The organism is Pedobacter terrestris, from assembly GCF_052343045.1.
GTDB lineage: Bacteria > Bacteroidota > Bacteroidia > Sphingobacteriales > Sphingobacteriaceae > Pedobacter.
Genome location: NZ_CP180264.1, coordinates 3,931,141 through 3,949,923 on the forward strand (window position 1 = coordinate 3,931,141; position 18,783 = coordinate 3,949,923).

Genomic DNA, 18,783 nt, shown 5'->3' on the forward strand with positions numbered 1-18,783 from the left:
AAAAAACGTGTAAGGCAATTGCAATAAAAATGCGCAAAAAAGATCTTTCAGAAAATGATTTTTATGCTATAAAATTAAAAAAAAAGACTAATTGAGCTTACTCATTTCGTCTTTGATAACCAGAAAAAGTTCGTTGGGGCGTTGCGTACCTATGAAATATTCCAATCCATCGCGATCGGTTAAAACCACAGCATCTTTACCTGAAGAATAAAAACGAATAGTGCCTTTAGTATGCAGATTGTAAACAGGATTATTGAAAAAATAGCGACTATAAGTAGCTTTACGTACATCAACGATACTTTGAAGATCAATTTTGACTTTCTTGGTTGTCCATAAACCATCTAAAATAATGCTTCCGTTTTCTACGACAGTTTTATATTGAACCAAAAATAGCAACAACATAGACACGCCGATAATTCCGAAACCCACCACGAGAAAAAGATCTTGCGTATTGTCTCGGTCTCGTTCATACACATAGGCAGCGAAACAGAATGATGCCATGATCAATCGGATAAAAATGCGAACATAATCGCGGCCAATGTATTGTTTCTCGATATAGGCGTATTTGCTATCCACTTAATTTATTTTGAGTTCGAATATAACAACTTTTTTCGTTGCCTCGTTTATTTTATATCGGTTATCCTGCCGCATTCCGGCAATCCAGATCACTTCTCCATTGCCGTTTACCAATATTGGGATCAGCTTTTTTAAGTGTACGGGGATTTTCTGATCGATAAAAAAATCGCTGACTTTTTTAAAATTATTCATACCCATCGGCTTAAACTTATCGCCTTGCGCCCAACTGCGTACAATTAATGGATAGATTAGCTGTTGAAAATCTACATGAGCTTTAGTTGCGGTAGTATCCAGCATGGTTTGTTCTGTTAGTGAGATCGAAATGCTGTACGTACCAAACCTAACAACATCTGTTGACGGATGCACCAATTCATGATCTTGCACATGTAGATTACGCACTGTAATAATTACATATTCGCGATCTATAATAGCCTTATGGCTCTTGCTAAAAAACAACTTTCCACTCTGTTTGCCCAAACCTTCTAACAAAGAAATGACAACATCAGCTTCAAAATCAAACGTTTTTAACAATTCTATCATCAGCATTTTTTTGCTGGCCAACTTTTCAACTTCATCTATAGAAATATAAATGCCATCCGCTTTTTTTACACACAAGCGTGTTTTCAGCAGTTCAACCTGTTCACGCAAAAAGGTTTCTATTTCCGCAAAGCGGGATATATTTTCTGCAAAGGTCTGCGCCAAATTGGGATTAATTTCCTGAAGTTGAGGAATTACTTTCAAACGTATTTTATTGCGTACATAATCACTGCTTAGATTAGAACTGTCTTCAACAAAAGCCAGCTCGTTTTCTTCTATTGCTAAATTGATTTCATCGCGATTTAAAAACAGCAATGGCCGGATCAGTTTGCCGCGCTTAGGCAAAATACCATGTAAACCGCCAATTCCGGTGCCGCGTGTTAAGTTAATCAGTACGGTTTCTGCAGCATCGTTTTGATGTTGTGCCAAGGCTATATAGTCATAACCTTCCTGCATGCGCAATTCCTCAAACCAATGGTAACGCAATTCTCTGGCTGCCATTTGCGTAGAAATTTTATGTGCATGCGCATATTTTTTAGTCTCAAAATGCGTTACATAAAAAGGAATTCCGAAGCTGGCACAAAGTAAACGTACAAAGTTTTCATCGCGCAAAGCTTCTTCTCCGCGCAAATTAAAATTGCAATGTGCTACACCAAAATCAACGCCAATCGCTTTAAACAGATGCAACATTAATACCGAATCTTTACCTCCACTTACAGCAAGCAATAGCCGATCACTGTTATTAAACAGCTGAGCATTCTGGATAAAATCCCGAAATTGTTGTACAGGTAACATCCATCAAAATTATTTAATTTTAACAGGTATTCCGAACGTTCGGAACAAAAAACTAACTTTGTAGCGTGCAAAAAACAATTGTCTTCATACTTTTCCTTTTCATTTCTTTAACAACCTTCGCTCAGCAACCTGCATCGAAGATCAAGATTATTTCCTATAAACACATCGAAGGAAAACAGGCCGATAATGCCATTTACCTGAACAACCCTGTTTTCCAACAAGATAACGCGACTTTAACATGTGACAGTGCCGTTTTTTATAGTAAGAGAAATTATTTTGAAGCTTTCCGGAATGTGCATATCAACCAGCTTACAACCGATATTTATTCGGATCAGCTGGAATATGACGGAAATAAAAAACATGCACACCTAACTAAAAATGTGCGGATGATTGATCCAAAATCTGTTTTAACTACAAATGTCTTGGACTACAATACATTGAGCAAGATTGGTACGTATACCACAGGCGGCAAAATTGTTAACCAAGATGTAACCTTAACCAGTCAAAACGGTTATTATTTTAGCAACAGTAGTGATGCTTATTTCAGGTACAACGTGGTTGTGGTTACACCGCAGGTAACCGTAAAATCTGACACGTTGCGTTACAACATGGATACCAAATGGACATATTTCTATGGGCCAACCAACATTAAAGGTAAAGACGATAATATGTATACCGAAAACGGTGCGTACAATACCGCTACGGAAGATGCTTATTTTGGCAAAAATAACCTGTACACGCAAGGAACACGTACATTAAAAGGCGACAGCTTATACTATTATGGCAAACCCGGATATGGAAAAGCCGTAAAAAACATTGTGTATGCAGATAAAAAAGACGGTATGAAAATGTTTGGGCAATTGGGTTTTTATTACAAGGCAGATCAACGTGCGCTTGTAACAAAAAGTGCTTATCTGGCCATGATGACTAAAGATTCTGTAACTGTAAATGAAAAAAAGCGGCCAGACAGTTTGTTTTTGGGTGCCGATACGCTCGAAACTCAGATGGTGTTGCAAAAAACTTTAAAACTGATACCAAGAATTACCGTTAGGGCAGATAATGAAATTGAAGTTGGTGATGATGAAAGCGATAGCGGTAGCGATAAGTTGCAAGCAGGAGAAGAAGGCGCGCCGACTAAAAAGCCTGCAAAAGGCCAGCCTGGCGGTAAAATGCCTCCGAATAAACCTGGTACGGACAAACCAGAACCAAAGAAAAAAGAAGATAAAACGGGCGACAAAAACGTAAGCAATAAAACCCTTCTGGCAGATAGTACGAATGTAAAAACAGATTCGCTCACAACTCTAAAAACAGATAGCTTAATTAAAACAGCCGTCACAAAAGCTGTTAAAGACTCGTTATCTATATCTGCGCTGACTGCGAAAACAGATAGCCTGAAAAATATAGAAACTAAACTTACCAAAAAACAAAAACGGGCGATAAAAAAAGCCGCTGCAGACTCTGTAAAAGCAGCAGAAAAAAAGGCTGAAGCACTGGCAAAATCAGATAAAAAAACAACGGAGGCTTTGGTGCAGGATAAACTACCTAAAGTAAACTCTGATTCTTTAACTCAGCTTGCTCAAAAAGTAAAAACAGATAGTTTAAAAGGGAAAATTATAAAGTTGACAGGAAAAGACAGTTTGAGTTCAGCTTTAAAAAAATTAAAGCCCGGACAAAAGAAAGACACCATTATCAACAGAATGGATACCTTGCAGGCGCGCGCCATCAAAGCGTATCACGGCGTAAAAATTTTCAAAAGCAATATCCAAGCAAAAGCAGATAGCCTTTTCTATACCAGCGCAGATTCTACTATGCGTTGTTTTATCAACCCGATTGTTTGGTCTGAAGGATCTCAGCAAATTGGTGATACCATTTATGTTCAGCTAAAAAACAATAAACTGAACAATATGCAAACCTTCAAAAATGCATTTTTGGTTAATACCCCAGCAGATTCGCTCCGTTTTAACCAAATTAAAGGTAGAGTTATGACGGGTTTCTTTAGCGACGGAAAACTAAAAACGTTGTATGTGGATGGCAATTCTGAAAGCATTTACTTTACACAGGATGACAGTACAAAAGTGTACAAAGAGATGAACCAAACGCTGAGCGGGAGGATAAAATTCACTTTCAACGATAATGACATTGAAGATATTGTCTATATTAAAGGTGTTGAAGGCGCATTAAACCCGGAAGAAACAGTTGCAAAAGACAATGTACTGAAAGGTTTTTCTTGGAAACCTGCAGAACGTCCAAAAAGTAAAAAAGATGCGATTGGCTCCACCGGAAAATCAAAAGTAAAACCCAAACCAAAAGTGCAACCTAAAAGTGCGGCATCAAAAATAATTGCAAAAGCTGCAACCATAAAACCTTCTGATGTGAAAGCTGTGGTAAAAGAAGCTACTGCTGTTAAAGATGCTTTAGAGCGCAATAAACTTTTACCAGATACCAGTAAATTAAATCTTAAAAAAGTTTTGCCTGCGGCAGATACCTCACGTATTAAAAAAGCAGTTCTGAATTAAGCCTGTTGTTTTAAAAAGGAGATCATTTTTCCAAGTGCTATTGCGCGGTGACTGATTTGATTTTTCTGTTGCATATCCATTTCTGCAAAAGTAATGTCGTATCCATCAGGTTGAAAAATTGGATCATAACCAAAACCCTCTTTACCGCAACGTTCTAACCGAATTACACCATTGATTGTACCTTCAAACAAAAAATGTTGTCCGTTCTGAATCAATGAGATTACTGTTTTAAAACGTGCATTCCGGTTTGTTGCTCCGTGTAGTTTTTCCAGAACCAGGTCAATATTATTTTCATTGTTTCTGGAACCAGAGTATCGTGCAGAGTAAACGCCTGGTTCGCCATTCAATGCTTCAACTTCTAAACCGCTATCATCGGCAAAACAATCCAGTCCGAAGTGTTCAACAACAAATGCGCTTTTTAGGTGTGCATTTCCTTCAAATGTATCTGCTGTTTCCGGAATATCGTCTACACAACCAATATCATTAAGGTTTAAAACCTCATATTCTCCATTAAGCGCAAGTCTGATTTCTGCAGTTTTATTTGGGTTATTTGTAGCGAAAACGAGTTTCTTCATTAGGGAAATTCTAGTAAAATTGAGGGTTAGATTTTTTTGAGATTGCCCCAAAGTGCTTTTTTTCCATTTATATCCGCATCAAGCGCATGTAAATTAGGTGCAAAAATCATTCGAACTTCATCGTGCAGAATAATTTCATTTTGCCAGCTGAGGTTTAATTTCAAGGCACTGATTTCTACACCAAAAGACAAGAGCAATTTGGGTTTAAAAAAGGATTTAAGTTCTGCAAAATCCACACCACTGTAATTTGCATAATTAAGCAAGGCGAAATCTGGCGTTGCCAACTCTACAGACTTTACAATTTTACGCAACAATTCTCGTCCTTCGGCAGTGCTCACATCATGATCAGAATCGTTAACCAGTATTAAAACAGATTTCTGATTTCCACCTAAATATTTGAAAATTCTTGGTGTTATTGGTTCCTCCAAAACGGGATTTTCCGAGGTATTTGGCGAATATGCCCTTGGAATTACTACACTTTCAGTGGTTTTTTCTGTTAAACTATTTTTTTCTTCAGCAGAATCTTCATGACCAGAAACCGCCTGAAATACAATAGAATCGGGAATTTGAACATCTTTATCCTGCACCAGAAAAACATCCTCGTTAAAAAATAAACGTAATGCTTCGGGATTGTTGATAAGCTGATTTTCCATTCGTATTTTTGTAGTAGAATAATTTCTGTTAAAATTAGTTAAATATCTTATAATAGACCTGCTTATTGTTACTTTTATCCATTAAAATTTATAGAAACTGCTCTGTGAGAAAAGCATATTGCTTACTGTTTATTGGCTTGATGTATAATGGCGCTTTTGCTCAAAATGTGGCCACAATCAATGGTAAACCTTTAACCAGTAAAGAGTTTATGTGGGTTTATAAAAAAAGCCACAATGGCAATTCTACTACAGATTACAACAAGCTACAAGAGTATTTATGGCAATACATTAATTTTAAACTGAAGGTTTTGGATGCCCGCGAGATGGGAATGGATCAAGACAGCAGTTATAAAACTGAAATTAAAGTATATGAAGATGCAGTTGCCTCGCACAAAAAGCCGGGAAATAAAAATAAGGAAAAAGATTATCTGCTTACAGAATACCGTGAAGGCGTATTGATGTTCAATGTTTCTGAAGAAAAAATCTGGAATAAGGTGCAGCAAGATGATGACGGTATCCGTGATTTTTTCGACAAAAACCGCAAAGAGTATGGCGATAAACCCTTGAATGAAATCCGCGGACAGGTAATGACAGATTACCAACAATTTCTGGAAAACAACTGGATTCGATCTCTTCAGCAGAAGTACCAGATTAAAATAAATGAAAATGAACTCAGAAAGTTAACCAAGCAATAACGCTTAACTTTTTGGATCGTAATGTTAAATTTGCAACATATAATAAATTAGAATGAAGAAAGTATTTTTAGTAGCAACGGCTTTAATGGGCTTATTTTTAAAAAGCAACGCCCAACAAAAGCACACTGTAGATAAAGTTGCTGCTGTAGTTGGAGGAAACATCATTTTAGCATCAGAGGTTGATCAGATATATACACAATATGTAAGTCAGGGTGCAAACGTTACTCCAGATGTAAAATGTAAAATTTTACAGAATAAACTCACTGAAAAATTATTGAAGCAACAGGCAGAAATCGATTCAATTATGGTTGAAGACGGCCAGGTTGATGAAGAAGTAAACAGAAGAGTGCGTTACAGCATGCAGAGAATGGGCGGACAGGAACGTATGGAGCAATTCTTAAACAAATCTGTTCTTCAATTTAAAGATGAAATGCGCCCGCAGATTAAAGATGAACTTGTGGCGCAAAAAATGCAACAAAAAATTACTGAGAATATTAATGTGACACCACTTGAGGTGGAGAAATATTTTAAATCTCTTGGTGATACCATTCCCGAGTTTAATACAGAAGTGGAAGTGGGAACGGTTACACTTTTTCCGCAGCTAACGCGTGCAGAAAAACAGAAATTCCGTGAGAAAATTGAAGCACTTCGCGAAAGAGTTAAAGCCGGAGAAGACATGGGCGTTTTAGCCAAAACCTACTCTGAAGATCCGGGATCTGCATCTGATGGTGGTGATTATGGCTTCATTGACCGCAATACGATGGTTAAAGAATTTACTGCATGGGCTTTTAAACTTAAAGCCGGAGAAATTTCTCCAGTTTTTGAAACCGAGTATGGTTTTCACTTTTTACAAGTATTGGAACGCCGCGGCGAACAAGTACACGTAAGACACATTCTGATTATGCCTAAAACTACTCCAGAAAGTTTAACTAGATTGCAAAAACATGCAGACAGTATTTACAACAACATTCAGAGCAAAAAATACACTTTTGCTACTGCAGCAAACTTATTCTCTGACGATAAAGAAACCAAATACAACGGTGGTATGATGATGAATGCCGAAAACGTTCAATCTAGAACTACTTTTATTCCAACAGATAAATTAGATCCTTCTGTGTTTGTGGTAATTGATACGATGAAAGTTGGTGGCATTTCTAAACCTGCCGGATTTACCGGAGCAGATGGCAAACAAGGATTCAGAATTTTATATCTGAAATCTAAAATCCCGCCACACAAAGCCAATCTGGTTCAGGATTTTCCAAAAATTAAAGAAGCCGCGCAATCTGATAAAATAAATCGTACCTTAAGCGAGTGGTTTGAGAAACGTCGCGAAACAACATATATCAGAATCGACGACGAATTTAACAGCTGCGATGAATTAAAAATCTGGACTAAAAGTACGACAGCCGCAAAATAAAAAGAATGCAGTTTAACAACGAAGTAGAAGCCGTAAATGCCCTTCATCAATCCTTCAACAAGATAAAAGCCGAAATAGGAAAAGTTGTAGTTGGACAAGATGACATTATTAAATCTGTATTAATTTCTATTTTTAGCAATGGACACTGCCTTTTGGTTGGTGTACCAGGCCTGGCAAAAACCCTACTCGTTCAAACCGTTGCTTCTGTTCTCGATCTCGATTTTAACAGAATACAATTTACACCAGACTTAATGCCCAGCGACATTATAGGCGCTGAAATTTTAGGAGAAGACAGGCACTTTAAATTTATTAAAGGCCCTGTCTTTTCTAATATTATACTTGCGGATGAAATAAACCGCACCCCTCCAAAAACGCAGGCTGCCTTGCTTGAGGCCATGCAAGAAAAATCTGTTACCGCAGCCGGACAAACACATGTTTTACCAAAACCTTTCTTTGTTTTGGCTACGCAAAACCCAATTGAACAAGAAGGAACTTATCCCCTTCCTGAGGCTCAGCTGGATCGTTTCATGTTCAACATTCAATTGAATTATCCTGCATTTGCAGATGAAGTAAACATTGTAAGGAACACTACAAGCAACAAAACTGTTCAGCTTGAAAAAATCATCCATGCCGATGATATCGTTTATTTTCAGAAACTCATCCGCGATATTCCTGTAACAGACAATGTATTGGAGTATGCCGTGAAACTGGTTGCAAAAACACGTCCCAATGGGGAGTTTGCCACAGAAGCAGTAAAAAAATACATCAGTTGGGGTGCAGGCCCCAGAGCATCTCAATTTTTGGTTCTGGGCGCTAAATGCCATGCGGCCGTTACCGGAAAATATGCGCCTGATATTGAAGATGTACAAGCGGTTGCAGAAGCCATTCTTCGCCACCGTATTGTAAGAAACTATCGAGCTGAAGCCGAAGGTTTATCTATAGAAAAAATCATCAAAGATCTTTTATAATTTTTTTGTACCGGAGGATTTCTAATGTTAAAGAAATTTATTTCGAAGGATATTGAAAAACTATTAACCATTTGGAAAATTTTAGAAATCGCTTCAGTTGCACAAATTCATCTTAAATCTTGAATGTTTAAAATTGTTCTTATCTTTATCACAATTATAAAAACGTCAATATTAAAATAAAATCTCAAAGATATGTCAGGTCACGATTCGCACCATCCGCCACAAGAAACCAAAGGCATCTGGGCATTGCCTTTAACCGCATGGATCATTGTTATTATTATGGTTTTCTTCTTCACAATCGATCGTTCTAAAACAACAACTGCCGAAGGACACGGGGAAGGCCATGAGAAAACCGAGGCACACCATTAAAAAATAGTATAAATAAAAAAGGCGCTTAATGCACTGCCCCCAAAAAGTTAGACACTTATTGGGGGCATTTTTATGTTTAAAAGAAAAAAGTACAATTATGAATTTCGGCTTCAATGCGTAGAGGCTGTGCTGGATGGCAAGGGATCAGTAAAATCAATAGCCAAGCAAAAAGGTATAGAACACTCGAATCTTCGATTATGGTTAGGCTTTTATGAAGCTTACGGAAAGCAAGGACTGGAACCCAGGTAGGTGCAGCAATATACCTCAAGTTTTAAACTATCAGTTTTAAAAGCTATAGACAAGGATTTATTATCTTTACGAACGGCCTGTGTTCGGTTTAATATACCGAGTGAATCAGTTATAATAACCTGGCAACGTGCTTATGAATCCGAAGGAGAATCAGGCTTGATCAGGAAACCAAAAGGTCGCCCTATGAAACTACCGGTAAAACGCAAAGCAAAGAAACCAGCCCACCCCTTGACCCGTGAGGAGGAGCTGCTGAAAGAAAACGAGTATCTGAGAGCAGAAAATGAACTACTAAAAAAGCTTCAAGCCTTAGCTCAAACCAAGAAAAAACAAAAGCCATAATGGAGCTAAGGCATAAATATGATTTGGCAATACTGCTCAGCTGTATGCGTATGGCAAGAAGCAGTTATTATTATTATGTAAAAACATCCTCTGCTGACAAGTATTCTGAGATTAAGGTGATGATTCAAAATATCTATCATAGGCACAAAGGCAGATTTGGATATAGACGTGTTACGTTGCTACTGAGTCAAAAAGGCCAGATCATTAATTATAAAACAGTATTGCGGCTAATGCGATGCTTAAATCTAAAGAGCGTTATCAGGGCGAAAAAATATAAATCATATAAAGGAGAGCAAGGCCGAATAGCTCTTAATCTTTTGAACAGGAGTTTTAAAGCAGAACGGCCGAATCAAAAATCGGCTACCGATGTTACCGAGTTTAATGTGTCGGGGAAGAAACTTTATTTATCACCTGTTATAGATCTATATAACCAGGAGATCATCAGTTATCAACTTTCCGAACGGCCCGACTTTAAAAGTGTAATGAGCATGATGGACAAAGCGTTAGAAAAAGTAAAACATACCCAATCTTTGCTCTTACATTCAGATAAGGGATGGCAGTATCAAATGAAACAATATCAACATCTACTACAACAGCATGGAATTATTCAAAGCATGTCCAGAAAAGGGAATTGCCTGGATAATGCAATAATTGAAAACTTCTTCGGAATACTTAAATCAGAGTTGTTTTATATTAAAAAATACGACTCTATTGATCAACTAAAAAAGGAAATAAAAGAATATATAAACTACTATAATCACGACAGAATAAAACTTAATCTAAAAGGAATGAGCCCGATACAATATCGAGCTCATCATTTCAAAAACTAATCTTAAATTCGTCTAAACTTTTGGGTTCAGTCTAATTTGGGCAGCTTTTTTTATTTTTGAATTTGCCCCATTATATTGGGATAATCTGTCTGAATTCCATCAACACCCAATTCCATGAAGTATTTTACTTCTTTCACAGAATTTACTGTCCACGGAATAATTTTCACACCCATTTCATGGCAACGTTCTACTAACCCCTTCCCTACCAAAACAGAATACGGACTATAAATTGTAGGTTTAAATCCTAATTTTTCGATATATGTTTCAAACGGTTCTTTCTCATCAATTAAAAGTGATGTCTGCACTTTTGGGAATTTCTCATGCAAATACTGAAGTGTTCGCATATCAAACGATTCAATAATTACTCTTTTCGCCATTTTCTTTTCATTGATTACTTCCATAATCAAATCAACAAATTCTCCCGGCTCAGGATGAAACTCATTATCACCGTTTTTAATTGTTTTTGTTTCAATGCTATACATTGGCTTTGGCAATTTATTCTCTTTCACATAAGCTTCTACAGAATCAATCACATTGGCGAGTAGAGGTTTATAAACCTGAAATTTTACCTGGCCCGGAAAACGCGGATGCACTTTACTGCCAACGTCAAATTTCTTGATCTGTTCATAATCCATTTTGTAGATATTAAACTTCTTCTGGTCTTTGAAAGTAATGGCTTTGCCATTAGGCTGTAAAGAGATTTCGTTGTTAAAATAAGGCTCTTGAGAAAGTACAACCTTTTTATCTTTAGAAATTACTGCATCCATTTCAATGGTCGTTACGCCCAGTTCAAGAGCTTTAATCATTCCTTCAATGGTATTTTCCGGCATAATGCCGCGAGCACCAGCTTTGCCCTGAACATCGAACTTTTGTTTCTGTGCCGATACTTCAGTGAACAGTACAATCAGGAAAAGAAAAAGCGGTAGTGTTTTACGCATGATATTAAATTTGGTTTGCTTCGGAAATGTCTGTATTTCAAAACCGAAAAGACAATAAAAAAGGGCTTCTTTTTAATTAAGCCCTTTTTAGATTCACATTATAATTTATCTTTCTGCAGGAACAAATGCCTGGACAATCAAATTCCAGCTCGCATCTGCTGCTTTTTCATATATAAAAACGTAGTTGAAACTTTCTCTCAAATCTGCCTTATAATCAATTGTTGCCACGCCATAAGTATAAGCAAGATCACTACCTAAAGCTTTGTCTACACCAGTTGTTTTAAGGCTGATTTTACTGATCATTCCATTATAAAAGGCCAGAATTTTGCCTTTACCCTGAATCAGCTCGTTACCCGGAAACAGTAACCTTGCATCTTCTGTTAAGAAACCTCCGAAAGCGGCAATTCCGTGGGTTTTAAGTGTTGTATTTAGAATTTTCTCTGTAGTCGAAATTACATCTTTACTGGCTTTAATATCTTTCTCATTGGTAAACTTAGGCGTGTAATGGTCTTTAGGCTCAACAAATTCAGGTGTTATTTTTGAAAGCGGTTTGTTGCTTTCGGTACCCAAATCAAGTGCAAGTTTCCATTTGCCATTTTCAGATTTCCAAATCGTTAAATACTGGCCATATTTTTTTTCTTTGCCACCAAATTCATACGGACCGGTTGTAAAACCCAAATCTCCACTTCTGGAAACCTTTGCGAAGTTTGGTGTCCAGCTTACTTCACTATCACCTTTAGCCTGTGTTGCATAAAAAGTCTTGGCATTTACAGGGTTTGGTCTAAAAACCAACGTGCTTGCTGAAGAATATTCTGTATATGCATCTTTATCGCCATTTTTGGCTATTGTTTTTGCAAAGTCCTTTTCGGCATTCACCAATGATTTTGTGGTTCCGTCGTTCTTCTGTGCAAAAGCGCCAATGGCGAGCAGAGAAGCTATTGTGGTTGATAATAAACGTTTCATTATGATTTGAGCTAATAGTTTTGGCGAATATAAAATTTTCTGCGGGGCAAGTGTTCAAAAGTAATTAACAATTGCACATTTTATTTTTCGCGGTACAGCGTTTCCAGTACGGTTTGTCCGGTTGCTTTTAACGTATTTTTATCTATGTTGGCCATATTATCCAGCTGAGTATGCCAGTTGATATAAAATCCACTGTTGTCGTTATAATGAATTATATCTATTGAAGGTACACCTGCTTTATTCATCCAGAAATGGTCGTCTACCAACTTTCCACTTGGAATAGCAACAAAATAAGATGCATAACCAATTTCATTACCAATGTTCCAAACTTTACTAACCACGTCTGGCGCGGCTTGCCTGGAAATTTCATCTTGTGAGAACTGAGCATTTCCACCACCAACCATATCGAGGTTGATACCGTATTTTGCCTTATAACCAGAGGCAATGGCTTGTTTGGCCCAATATTGAGAACCCAAACACCAGGTTACTTCATCTGGTGTATCGTCATTTGCTTTTCCATAATCTTCCAAATCCCATAACACAAAATCAACACCTACATTTGGCTGTTTTTGTTGAATCTGACGTGCCATTTCTAAAATAACAGCAACGCCGCTGCCACCGTCATTTGCTGCATCAAAGGCTTTATCGTGATTTTTCGGATCGGTATCCTGGTCAGAAAACGGCCGCGCATCCCAGTGCGCAGAAACTAAAACACGTTCTTTTTTATCCAAACCAAATGATGCCTGAATATTTTTCAATTGAAAGGTTTTGCCGTCATAGGTTGTGGTTTTTTCACCCTGTACTTTTACATCGGCACCAAATTCTTTCAGTTTCGCAACCAAATAATCGGCGCATTTCTGATGTGCAACAGTACCCGGAATCCGCGGGCCAAAATCTACCTGCGCTTTAGTATATGCGTAAGCACTATCGGCATTAAACTCTGGCGAAACCAATTTAACTTCAGTTTCAGTAACATTATTTTCTTCTGCCTTTTTATCGTTTTTACATGCTTGAAAAGCTATTAAAGCGAGCAATGGTAGTATTACTAGATATTTTTTATTCATTTTTACCATAATTGATGGCAAAGCCTACAGACTTTGCGTAATAAAATTTAGTGTCGGTTCGGACTAAGCTTTAGACCAGGTTGTACCATCTTTACTATCTTTTAGTTGAATGCCCAATTCTTGAAGTCCAATCCGGATTTTATCAGAAGTAGCATAATCTTTATTTACTTTCGCCTCCGTGCGTAGGTTGATTACCATATCTAGCACACCGTTCAAATCTGTATTGCTGCTTTCTTCGTCTTTCAATCCAAGAATATCGGTTACAAAATCGTTCATCATGGTTTTAAGCTGCGAAAGCGCCTCGGCAGAAATTTTGCCTTTGCCATCGTAAACAGTATTGATAATTCTTACCGCTTCAAAAAGTTCTGCAATTAACACCGGACTGTTAAAATCGTCGTTCATTGCTGCGCTGCAACGCGCTTTCAAAGCATCAATATCAAAATCATTTTGATCGGAAGCCGATAATTTTTCCAACAATCCAACAGCAGACATCAATCTTCGAAAACCCTTTTCAGAAGCATCTAATGCATCATTCGAAAAATCTAGTGTACTTCTATAATGAGCCTGAAGCATGAAAAACTTTACGGTCATTGGGCTGTAGCCTTTTTTCAATAATGGATGTTCACCGGAAAATAGTTCTAACGGAAGAAATCCGTTTCCGGCAGATTTAGACATGCGTGTTCCATTGACTGTAAGCATGTTGGTGTGCATCCAGTAACGTGCAGGTTGATGATGACTGCAAGCTTCAGATTGTGCAATTTCATTTGTATGGTGTGTTGCAGCCAAATCCATCCCGCCGCCATGAATATCAAATTCTGCACCTAAATATTTAGCACTCATTGCAGAACATTCTATGTGCCAACCCGGAAATCCCATTCCCCAGGGCGATTGCCACTGCATTAATGTTTCTGGTTTGGCTTTAATCCACAATGCAAAATCCAAACGGCCACGTTTTTCGTCTTGTCCGCCCAATTCTCTCGTATTGTTTAACATATCTTCCAGGTTTCTGTTGGTCAATATGGTATAATTATATTCCTGACTGTATTTTTCTACATCGAAATAGACATTGCCACCAATTTCATAAGCATAACCATTGGCAATGATGACTTTAATCATTTCAATCTGTTCAATGATATGACCGGTTGCTGTAGGTTCTATACTTGGTGGCAAGGTGTTAAACATGCGCAACACATCATGAAAACCAAGTGTATACTTTTGCACAATTTCCATCGGCTCAAGCTGCTCCAATTTTGCTCTTTTTGCAAATTTATCATCCCCTTCATCTCTATCGCCTTCCAAATGGCCGGCATCGGTGATGTTGCGCACATAGCGCACTTTGTAGCCTAAATATTTCAGGTATCTGAAAATCAAATCAAAGGAAACGAAGGTCCGGCAATTGCCTAAGTGAACATCACTATATACAGTTGGACCACAAACATACATCCCAACATTGGGCGCATTTAAGGGTTGAAACAATTCTTTTTTGCGTGAAAGCGTATTATAAAGCTGTAAGCCAGTATTCATATTGCAAATGTAAGATTTAGTTAGATAGTTGAAATGTTTTACTAACGGAATTTGAGGCTTTGAACGGACTATGATTTTTCTGTAACAATCTAAATAAAAAAGCCCCGCCAAAATGCGATAGCATTTAGCAGGGCTTGAATCAATATGTGTTAAGAAAAGCTTAGTTCTTTAATTTAGCCTTGAATATTTTCTCCAGCTTTTCAATTTTTGGCTGAATAACCAATCGGCAGTATGGTTCTGCACCATTTTTGTTAAAATAGTTCTGATGGTAATTTTCTGCAACGTAAAAAGGTTTTGCCGCCTCAATTGCAGTAACTACTTTTTTGCCATATGCATTGGTACTGTTTAACTCTGCCTTATATTTTTCGGCAAGTGCTTTTTGCTCGGCATTGTGATAAAATACAACCGACCGATATTGTGTACCACTATCTGCACCTTGTCTGTTTAATGTGGTTGGGTCGTGGCTTTTCCAAAATACTTCCAGCAACTCATCGTATGAAATTACTGCCGGATTGTAATTAATTTCCAAAACCTCTGCATGTCCAGTTCTTCCGGTACAAACCTCTTCATATGTTGGGTTGGTCAATTGTCCGCCTTCATATCCCGATCGTACGGAGTTTACGCCTTTTAAGCGCTGAAAAATAGCTTCTGTACACCAGAAACAGCCCATTCCAAATGTTGCTTTTTCTGTTTTTTTGCCTTGTCCGTAAACATGGCTCAAAGTCAAAACTGATAGTAAAACTAAAAATATTTTTTTCATGTGTGTTGATTTAAGGCTGCAAACCATCTTTTCGCTTGCGTTTTCTTATATGATATTACGAAAATATTGAGCGCCTAGTTTCTATAAACATAATAATGGATTTTGGATGACATAAATGGAGGTTGCCTTCATATGTGTGTAGATTTATTAACCTCACCCGATGAGAGTAACTGCTAATCGTGATTTTTTACACTTCCTTTCCCAGAGGAGAGTTAAATTATCGTTCAGTGATTTAAACCTAAAATGAAATAATCAATGTGCAGTTTGTGTATCCTGCCCCTCTCCTTTCATGAGAGGAATTAAGGGTGAGGCTTCTACCCATGTTAATAACTTAATAATTTGAATTTCAATACTTTAAATACACATCAAAACACAAAATTATATTTATTAACAATTCTTTATATAAATTCGTGGAACATTAAATTTAAAATTATGTCAACACCGTATATTCCATGTTTGGATTTAGGCTCTTATATTAATGGCACTGAAGAAGAACGCAAAAAATTTTCTGACGAACTTGGCCGTGCCTTTAATGACTCTGGCTTTGTAACCATTACAAACCACGGTTTGAGCCAGGAATTGATCGACAAATTATATGAAAATATAAAAAGTGCATTTGCGCTTCCGTTAGAGATAAAAAAGAAATACGAGAAACCTGAACTGGCCGGACAAAGAGGTTATACCAGTGCAGGAAAAGAAACAGCAAAAGGCGCAAAAACACCTGATTTAAAGGAGTTCTGGCAAATTGGACAGGAAGTTACAGATGGTGATCCAGTAAAAGAACAATATCCGGACAATGAAGTATTGGAAGAATTACCTGATTTCAATCAAGTAACAGGCGATATTTATAAAAAGCTTGAAGAAAATGGAACGTATCTTCTTCGGGCAATTGCAACCTATTTAGAACTGCCGATTGATTATTTCGACAAACACGTACATAACGGAAATTCAATTTTAAGAGGAATCCATTATTTCCCAATTGAAAATCCGGAATTGATTGCCGACGATGCTGTTCGCGCAGGTGCACATGAAGACATCAACCTTATTACTTTATTAATTGGGGCGAGTGCAGATGGCTTAGAAGTGTTAACGCGCAGCAATGAATGGTTGCCAATAAAAGCACACCATACAGACATTGTAGTGAATGTTGGCGATATGTTACAACGTTTAACCAATAACAAGTTAAAATCTACAACACACCGCGTCGTTAATCCGCCTCGCGAATTGATGAAAACTTCGCGTTTTTCAGTTCCTTTCTTTTTGCATCCGCGCAGCGATATGGATTTAACCAGTTTACCTTCAACAATTGATGAAAACCATCCTAAAGCCTACAGCGATATGACCGCTGGCGAATATCTGGATGAGCGATTACGAGAAATCGGGCTTAAAATGTAAATTTAGTCTTCCTATAATAACGAAAAAACGGGAACTGAAAATCAATCAGGACCCGTTTTTTGTGTTTTAAATCTTTGTTTTTAGATTTCTCTAACTACTCTGAATCCCCACATATTTGTTCTCACTTCTGATGAGAAATAAGCATTTCTATATGCACTTCTGATATTCATAGCTTGGTAGTTCCAGCCGCCGCCACGTGTAACGCCAAACATTGGAACACCTCCAGTTGTAGCACTTTCATCAGATGGCGCACCTACATAAGAATCGCTCCAGTCGCCAATTGTCCACTCGCGGGCATTACCCAAAACATCGTACAAACCAAAACGATTCGGCGCATAAGATCCAACTGGAGCAGTATTTCCATATCCATCAGAACAATCTAATGCGCTAAAGAACCCGGTTAGGGTTTGAAAATTGTTTAAATTTTTACTCATCTGATCATAAGAATTTGCATATGAACAGGCTTCGGTAGGCGCATCTCCCCAGAAATAAGTTGTTGTAGTGCCTGCACGGGCAAAATATTCCCACTCAGTTTCTGTTGGCAGGCGATAAGTTTTTCCTGTTTTTTTAGAAAGCCATTGAGTATATAAAATAGCCGTTTCTCTTGTTACACACAGTACCGGATCGTTATCTGTTTGGGTAAAACCTACATTTAGATAATCTCTTCCTGCAGTTACAGGGAGATCAGAAGCCTGGTTCGGAATCCAGCAGCGACAACCATCAAGAGGTTTGTAATTGGTTTCCTGAGCAAACTGTTTAAATTGCCCTAAAGTTACTTCAGTGGCACCCACGGCGAATGATTTACTGATCGTAACCGGATGCGCAGGCAACTCGTAATGCCTGGAGGTTGCCGGAACATTCATACGCCCCTGTTCGGCCAGGTTTCCACCCATTATATAAGAACCCGGCGGTACAACAACCATCCTTGGTAAATAACTTTCTGTTCCGTCCTGAAAAACCGAACCAGCAGGTGTTGCGGCATTTATGGTTACACCTGTAGGCGTTGCTAAAGAAATATTGGTATTTGTTGCATCTTCAGTAAGGAGGTTTGCACGAATGTAATCGATCCTGATTTTCCATTCTGCCAATGCTGCTGTTATCCTTCCCGAAGTAATTTGATCTGTTGCCACAAAATTCTGATCGGCACAAGCATTCATGATGTAAGTAGCCTCATCTTCCAGATTATTAAAGCGCTTTTCAAAATCTGCGGCTTGCGGCAACTGCACATTTTGTTCTGTTTTGAGCGTTTCAAATGCCGTTTTCACTTTTTGGAGATCGGCCAAAACTTGTACATACGTAGTATTACAATTTTCTACCAATGTTAAATCGCCACTCAGTGTATCCAGCGCAGCGCTAAGTCCGGCTACAGCTTGCGAATTTAAATCCAGTGCAACGCCGGTCTTTTGGCATGATGCACTCAGTAAGAAAAACGAGAGAAGTATCCCCCAGATTCCCAGTTGTTTGTTTTTTTTCATAAGTAAGATAAATTTTATGCTTCAGAAATCTGAAGCGTTTTTCATCTCACAAAAATAATTTCGGTAGTCACAGACAAATGATTCAAACAAGTCTAAGGAAGGTAAAAAAAAGAAAACGAAAGTTTTTGAAATTAAGATGACTTTT

At 37.8% G+C, this 18,783-nt stretch carries 19 protein-coding genes and 1 pseudogene; 10 read left to right on the forward strand and 10 right to left on the reverse strand.

Annotated elements, in window-relative coordinates; genetic code table 11:
• Nucleotides 1–87 precede the first annotated feature (87 nt).
• Together ACJVDH_RS16625 and tilS are read right to left on the reverse strand one after the other, a co-directional pair.
• Nucleotides 88–576, reverse strand: a complete 489-nt coding sequence (locus tag ACJVDH_RS16625; protein ID WP_443944531.1) for a hypothetical protein — start codon at nucleotides 574–576, stop codon at nucleotides 88–90.
• Complete coding sequence (tilS, locus tag ACJVDH_RS16630) at nucleotides 577–1,908, reverse strand: tRNA lysidine(34) synthetase TilS (RefSeq protein WP_443944532.1); 1,332 nt, start codon at nucleotides 1,906–1,908, stop codon at nucleotides 577–579. It lies immediately after the preceding gene.
• A 65-nt stretch (nucleotides 1,909–1,973) separates the two neighbouring features.
• On the opposite strand from tilS, the gene ACJVDH_RS16635 reads away from it, so the two are divergent.
• The gene (locus ACJVDH_RS16635; protein ID WP_443944533.1) at nucleotides 1,974–4,424 is read left to right on the forward strand and encodes an OstA-like protein; all 2,451 of its coding nucleotides are present in this window, start codon (nucleotides 1,974–1,976) and stop codon (nucleotides 4,422–4,424) included.
• Here ACJVDH_RS16635 and ACJVDH_RS16640 read toward each other — a convergent pair.
• Complete coding sequence (locus ACJVDH_RS16640; RefSeq protein ID WP_443944534.1) at nucleotides 4,421–4,999, reverse strand: non-canonical purine NTP diphosphatase; 579 nt, start codon at nucleotides 4,997–4,999, stop codon at nucleotides 4,421–4,423. The genes ACJVDH_RS16635 and ACJVDH_RS16640 overlap by 4 nt on opposite strands.
• Before the next feature lie 26 nt (nucleotides 5,000–5,025).
• Nucleotides 5,026–5,652: a hypothetical protein gene (locus ACJVDH_RS16645; RefSeq protein WP_443944535.1), complete on the reverse strand. Its 627-nt coding sequence runs from the start codon at nucleotides 5,650–5,652 to the stop codon at nucleotides 5,026–5,028.
• 104 nt (nucleotides 5,653–5,756) lie between these two features.
• On the opposite strand from ACJVDH_RS16645, the gene ACJVDH_RS16650 reads away from it, so the two are divergent.
• From ACJVDH_RS16650 to ACJVDH_RS16685, 8 genes and pseudogenes are all read left to right on the forward strand, one after another.
• Nucleotides 5,757–6,347 (forward strand): hypothetical protein, encoded by a 591-nt coding sequence (locus tag ACJVDH_RS16650; protein ID WP_443944536.1) that lies wholly within the window; start codon nucleotides 5,757–5,759, stop codon nucleotides 6,345–6,347.
• A gap of 52 nt (nucleotides 6,348–6,399) precedes the next feature.
• Nucleotides 6,400–7,764 carry a foldase protein PrsA gene (locus ACJVDH_RS16655; RefSeq protein WP_443944537.1) on the forward strand — a complete coding sequence of 455 codons (1,365 nt, stop codon included), beginning with the start codon at nucleotides 6,400–6,402 and terminating at the stop codon, nucleotides 7,762–7,764.
• A 5-nt stretch (nucleotides 7,765–7,769) separates the two neighbouring features.
• Nucleotides 7,770–8,732 carry an AAA family ATPase gene (locus ACJVDH_RS16660; RefSeq protein ID WP_443944538.1) on the forward strand — a complete coding sequence of 321 codons (963 nt, stop codon included), beginning with the start codon at nucleotides 7,770–7,772 and terminating at the stop codon, nucleotides 8,730–8,732.
• A 192-nt stretch (nucleotides 8,733–8,924) separates the two neighbouring features.
• Nucleotides 8,925–9,101 carry a hypothetical protein gene (locus ACJVDH_RS16665; RefSeq protein WP_443944539.1) on the forward strand — a complete coding sequence of 59 codons (177 nt, stop codon included), beginning with the start codon at nucleotides 8,925–8,927 and terminating at the stop codon, nucleotides 9,099–9,101.
• Between the two features lie 72 nt (nucleotides 9,102–9,173).
• Nucleotides 9,174–9,350: a transposase gene (locus tag ACJVDH_RS16670; RefSeq protein ID WP_443944540.1), complete on the forward strand. Its 177-nt coding sequence runs from the start codon at nucleotides 9,174–9,176 to the stop codon at nucleotides 9,348–9,350.
• Nucleotides 9,351–9,521, forward strand: a pseudogene (locus ACJVDH_RS16675) (helix-turn-helix domain-containing protein); the annotation flags it as partial.
• 12 nt (nucleotides 9,522–9,533) lie between these two features.
• Nucleotides 9,534–9,689, forward strand: coding sequence for a hypothetical protein (locus ACJVDH_RS16680; protein WP_443947650.1), 156 nt, complete (start codon nucleotides 9,534–9,536; stop codon nucleotides 9,687–9,689).
• Nucleotides 9,689–10,519 (forward strand): IS3 family transposase, encoded by an 831-nt coding sequence (locus tag ACJVDH_RS16685; RefSeq protein ID WP_443944541.1) that lies wholly within the window; start codon nucleotides 9,689–9,691, stop codon nucleotides 10,517–10,519. Before ACJVDH_RS16680 ends, ACJVDH_RS16685 begins: the two co-directional genes overlap by 1 nt.
• Nucleotides 10,520–10,569: 50 nt before the next feature.
• On the opposite strand, the gene ACJVDH_RS16690 is transcribed toward ACJVDH_RS16685, so the two are convergent.
• The 5 genes from ACJVDH_RS16690 to msrA form a co-directional block, all read right to left on the reverse strand.
• A complete protein-coding gene (locus ACJVDH_RS16690) occupies nucleotides 10,570–11,457 on the reverse strand; it encodes a glycerophosphodiester phosphodiesterase family protein (RefSeq protein WP_443944542.1) in 888 nt (295 codons plus the stop codon).
• 105 nt (nucleotides 11,458–11,562) lie between these two features.
• Nucleotides 11,563–12,420, reverse strand: a complete 858-nt coding sequence (locus ACJVDH_RS16695; protein ID WP_443944543.1) for a nuclear transport factor 2 family protein — start codon at nucleotides 12,418–12,420, stop codon at nucleotides 11,563–11,565.
• A gap of 80 nt (nucleotides 12,421–12,500) precedes the next feature.
• The gene (locus ACJVDH_RS16700) at nucleotides 12,501–13,484 is read right to left on the reverse strand and encodes a M28 family peptidase (RefSeq protein ID WP_443944544.1); all 984 of its coding nucleotides are present in this window, start codon (nucleotides 13,482–13,484) and stop codon (nucleotides 12,501–12,503) included.
• Between the two features lie 63 nt (nucleotides 13,485–13,547).
• A complete protein-coding gene (cysS, locus tag ACJVDH_RS16705) occupies nucleotides 13,548–15,008 on the reverse strand; it encodes a cysteine--tRNA ligase (protein ID WP_443944545.1) in 1,461 nt (486 codons plus the stop codon).
• A 160-nt stretch (nucleotides 15,009–15,168) separates the two neighbouring features.
• Entirely contained in the window at nucleotides 15,169–15,768 is a 600-nt protein-coding gene (gene msrA, locus ACJVDH_RS16710) for a peptide-methionine (S)-S-oxide reductase MsrA (RefSeq protein ID WP_443944546.1), read from the reverse strand.
• 432 nt (nucleotides 15,769–16,200) lie between these two features.
• On the opposite strand from msrA, the gene ACJVDH_RS16715 reads away from it, so the two are divergent.
• Nucleotides 16,201–17,163 carry an isopenicillin N synthase family dioxygenase gene (locus ACJVDH_RS16715; protein ID WP_443944547.1) on the forward strand — a complete coding sequence of 321 codons (963 nt, stop codon included), beginning with the start codon at nucleotides 16,201–16,203 and terminating at the stop codon, nucleotides 17,161–17,163.
• An 80-nt stretch (nucleotides 17,164–17,243) separates the two neighbouring features.
• Here the strand turns inward: ACJVDH_RS16715 and ACJVDH_RS16720 are convergent, their stop codons facing one another.
• Nucleotides 17,244–18,638, reverse strand: a complete 1,395-nt coding sequence (locus ACJVDH_RS16720; RefSeq protein ID WP_443944548.1) for a formylglycine-generating enzyme family protein — start codon at nucleotides 18,636–18,638, stop codon at nucleotides 17,244–17,246.
• Between the last annotated feature and the right edge of the window lie 145 nt (nucleotides 18,639–18,783).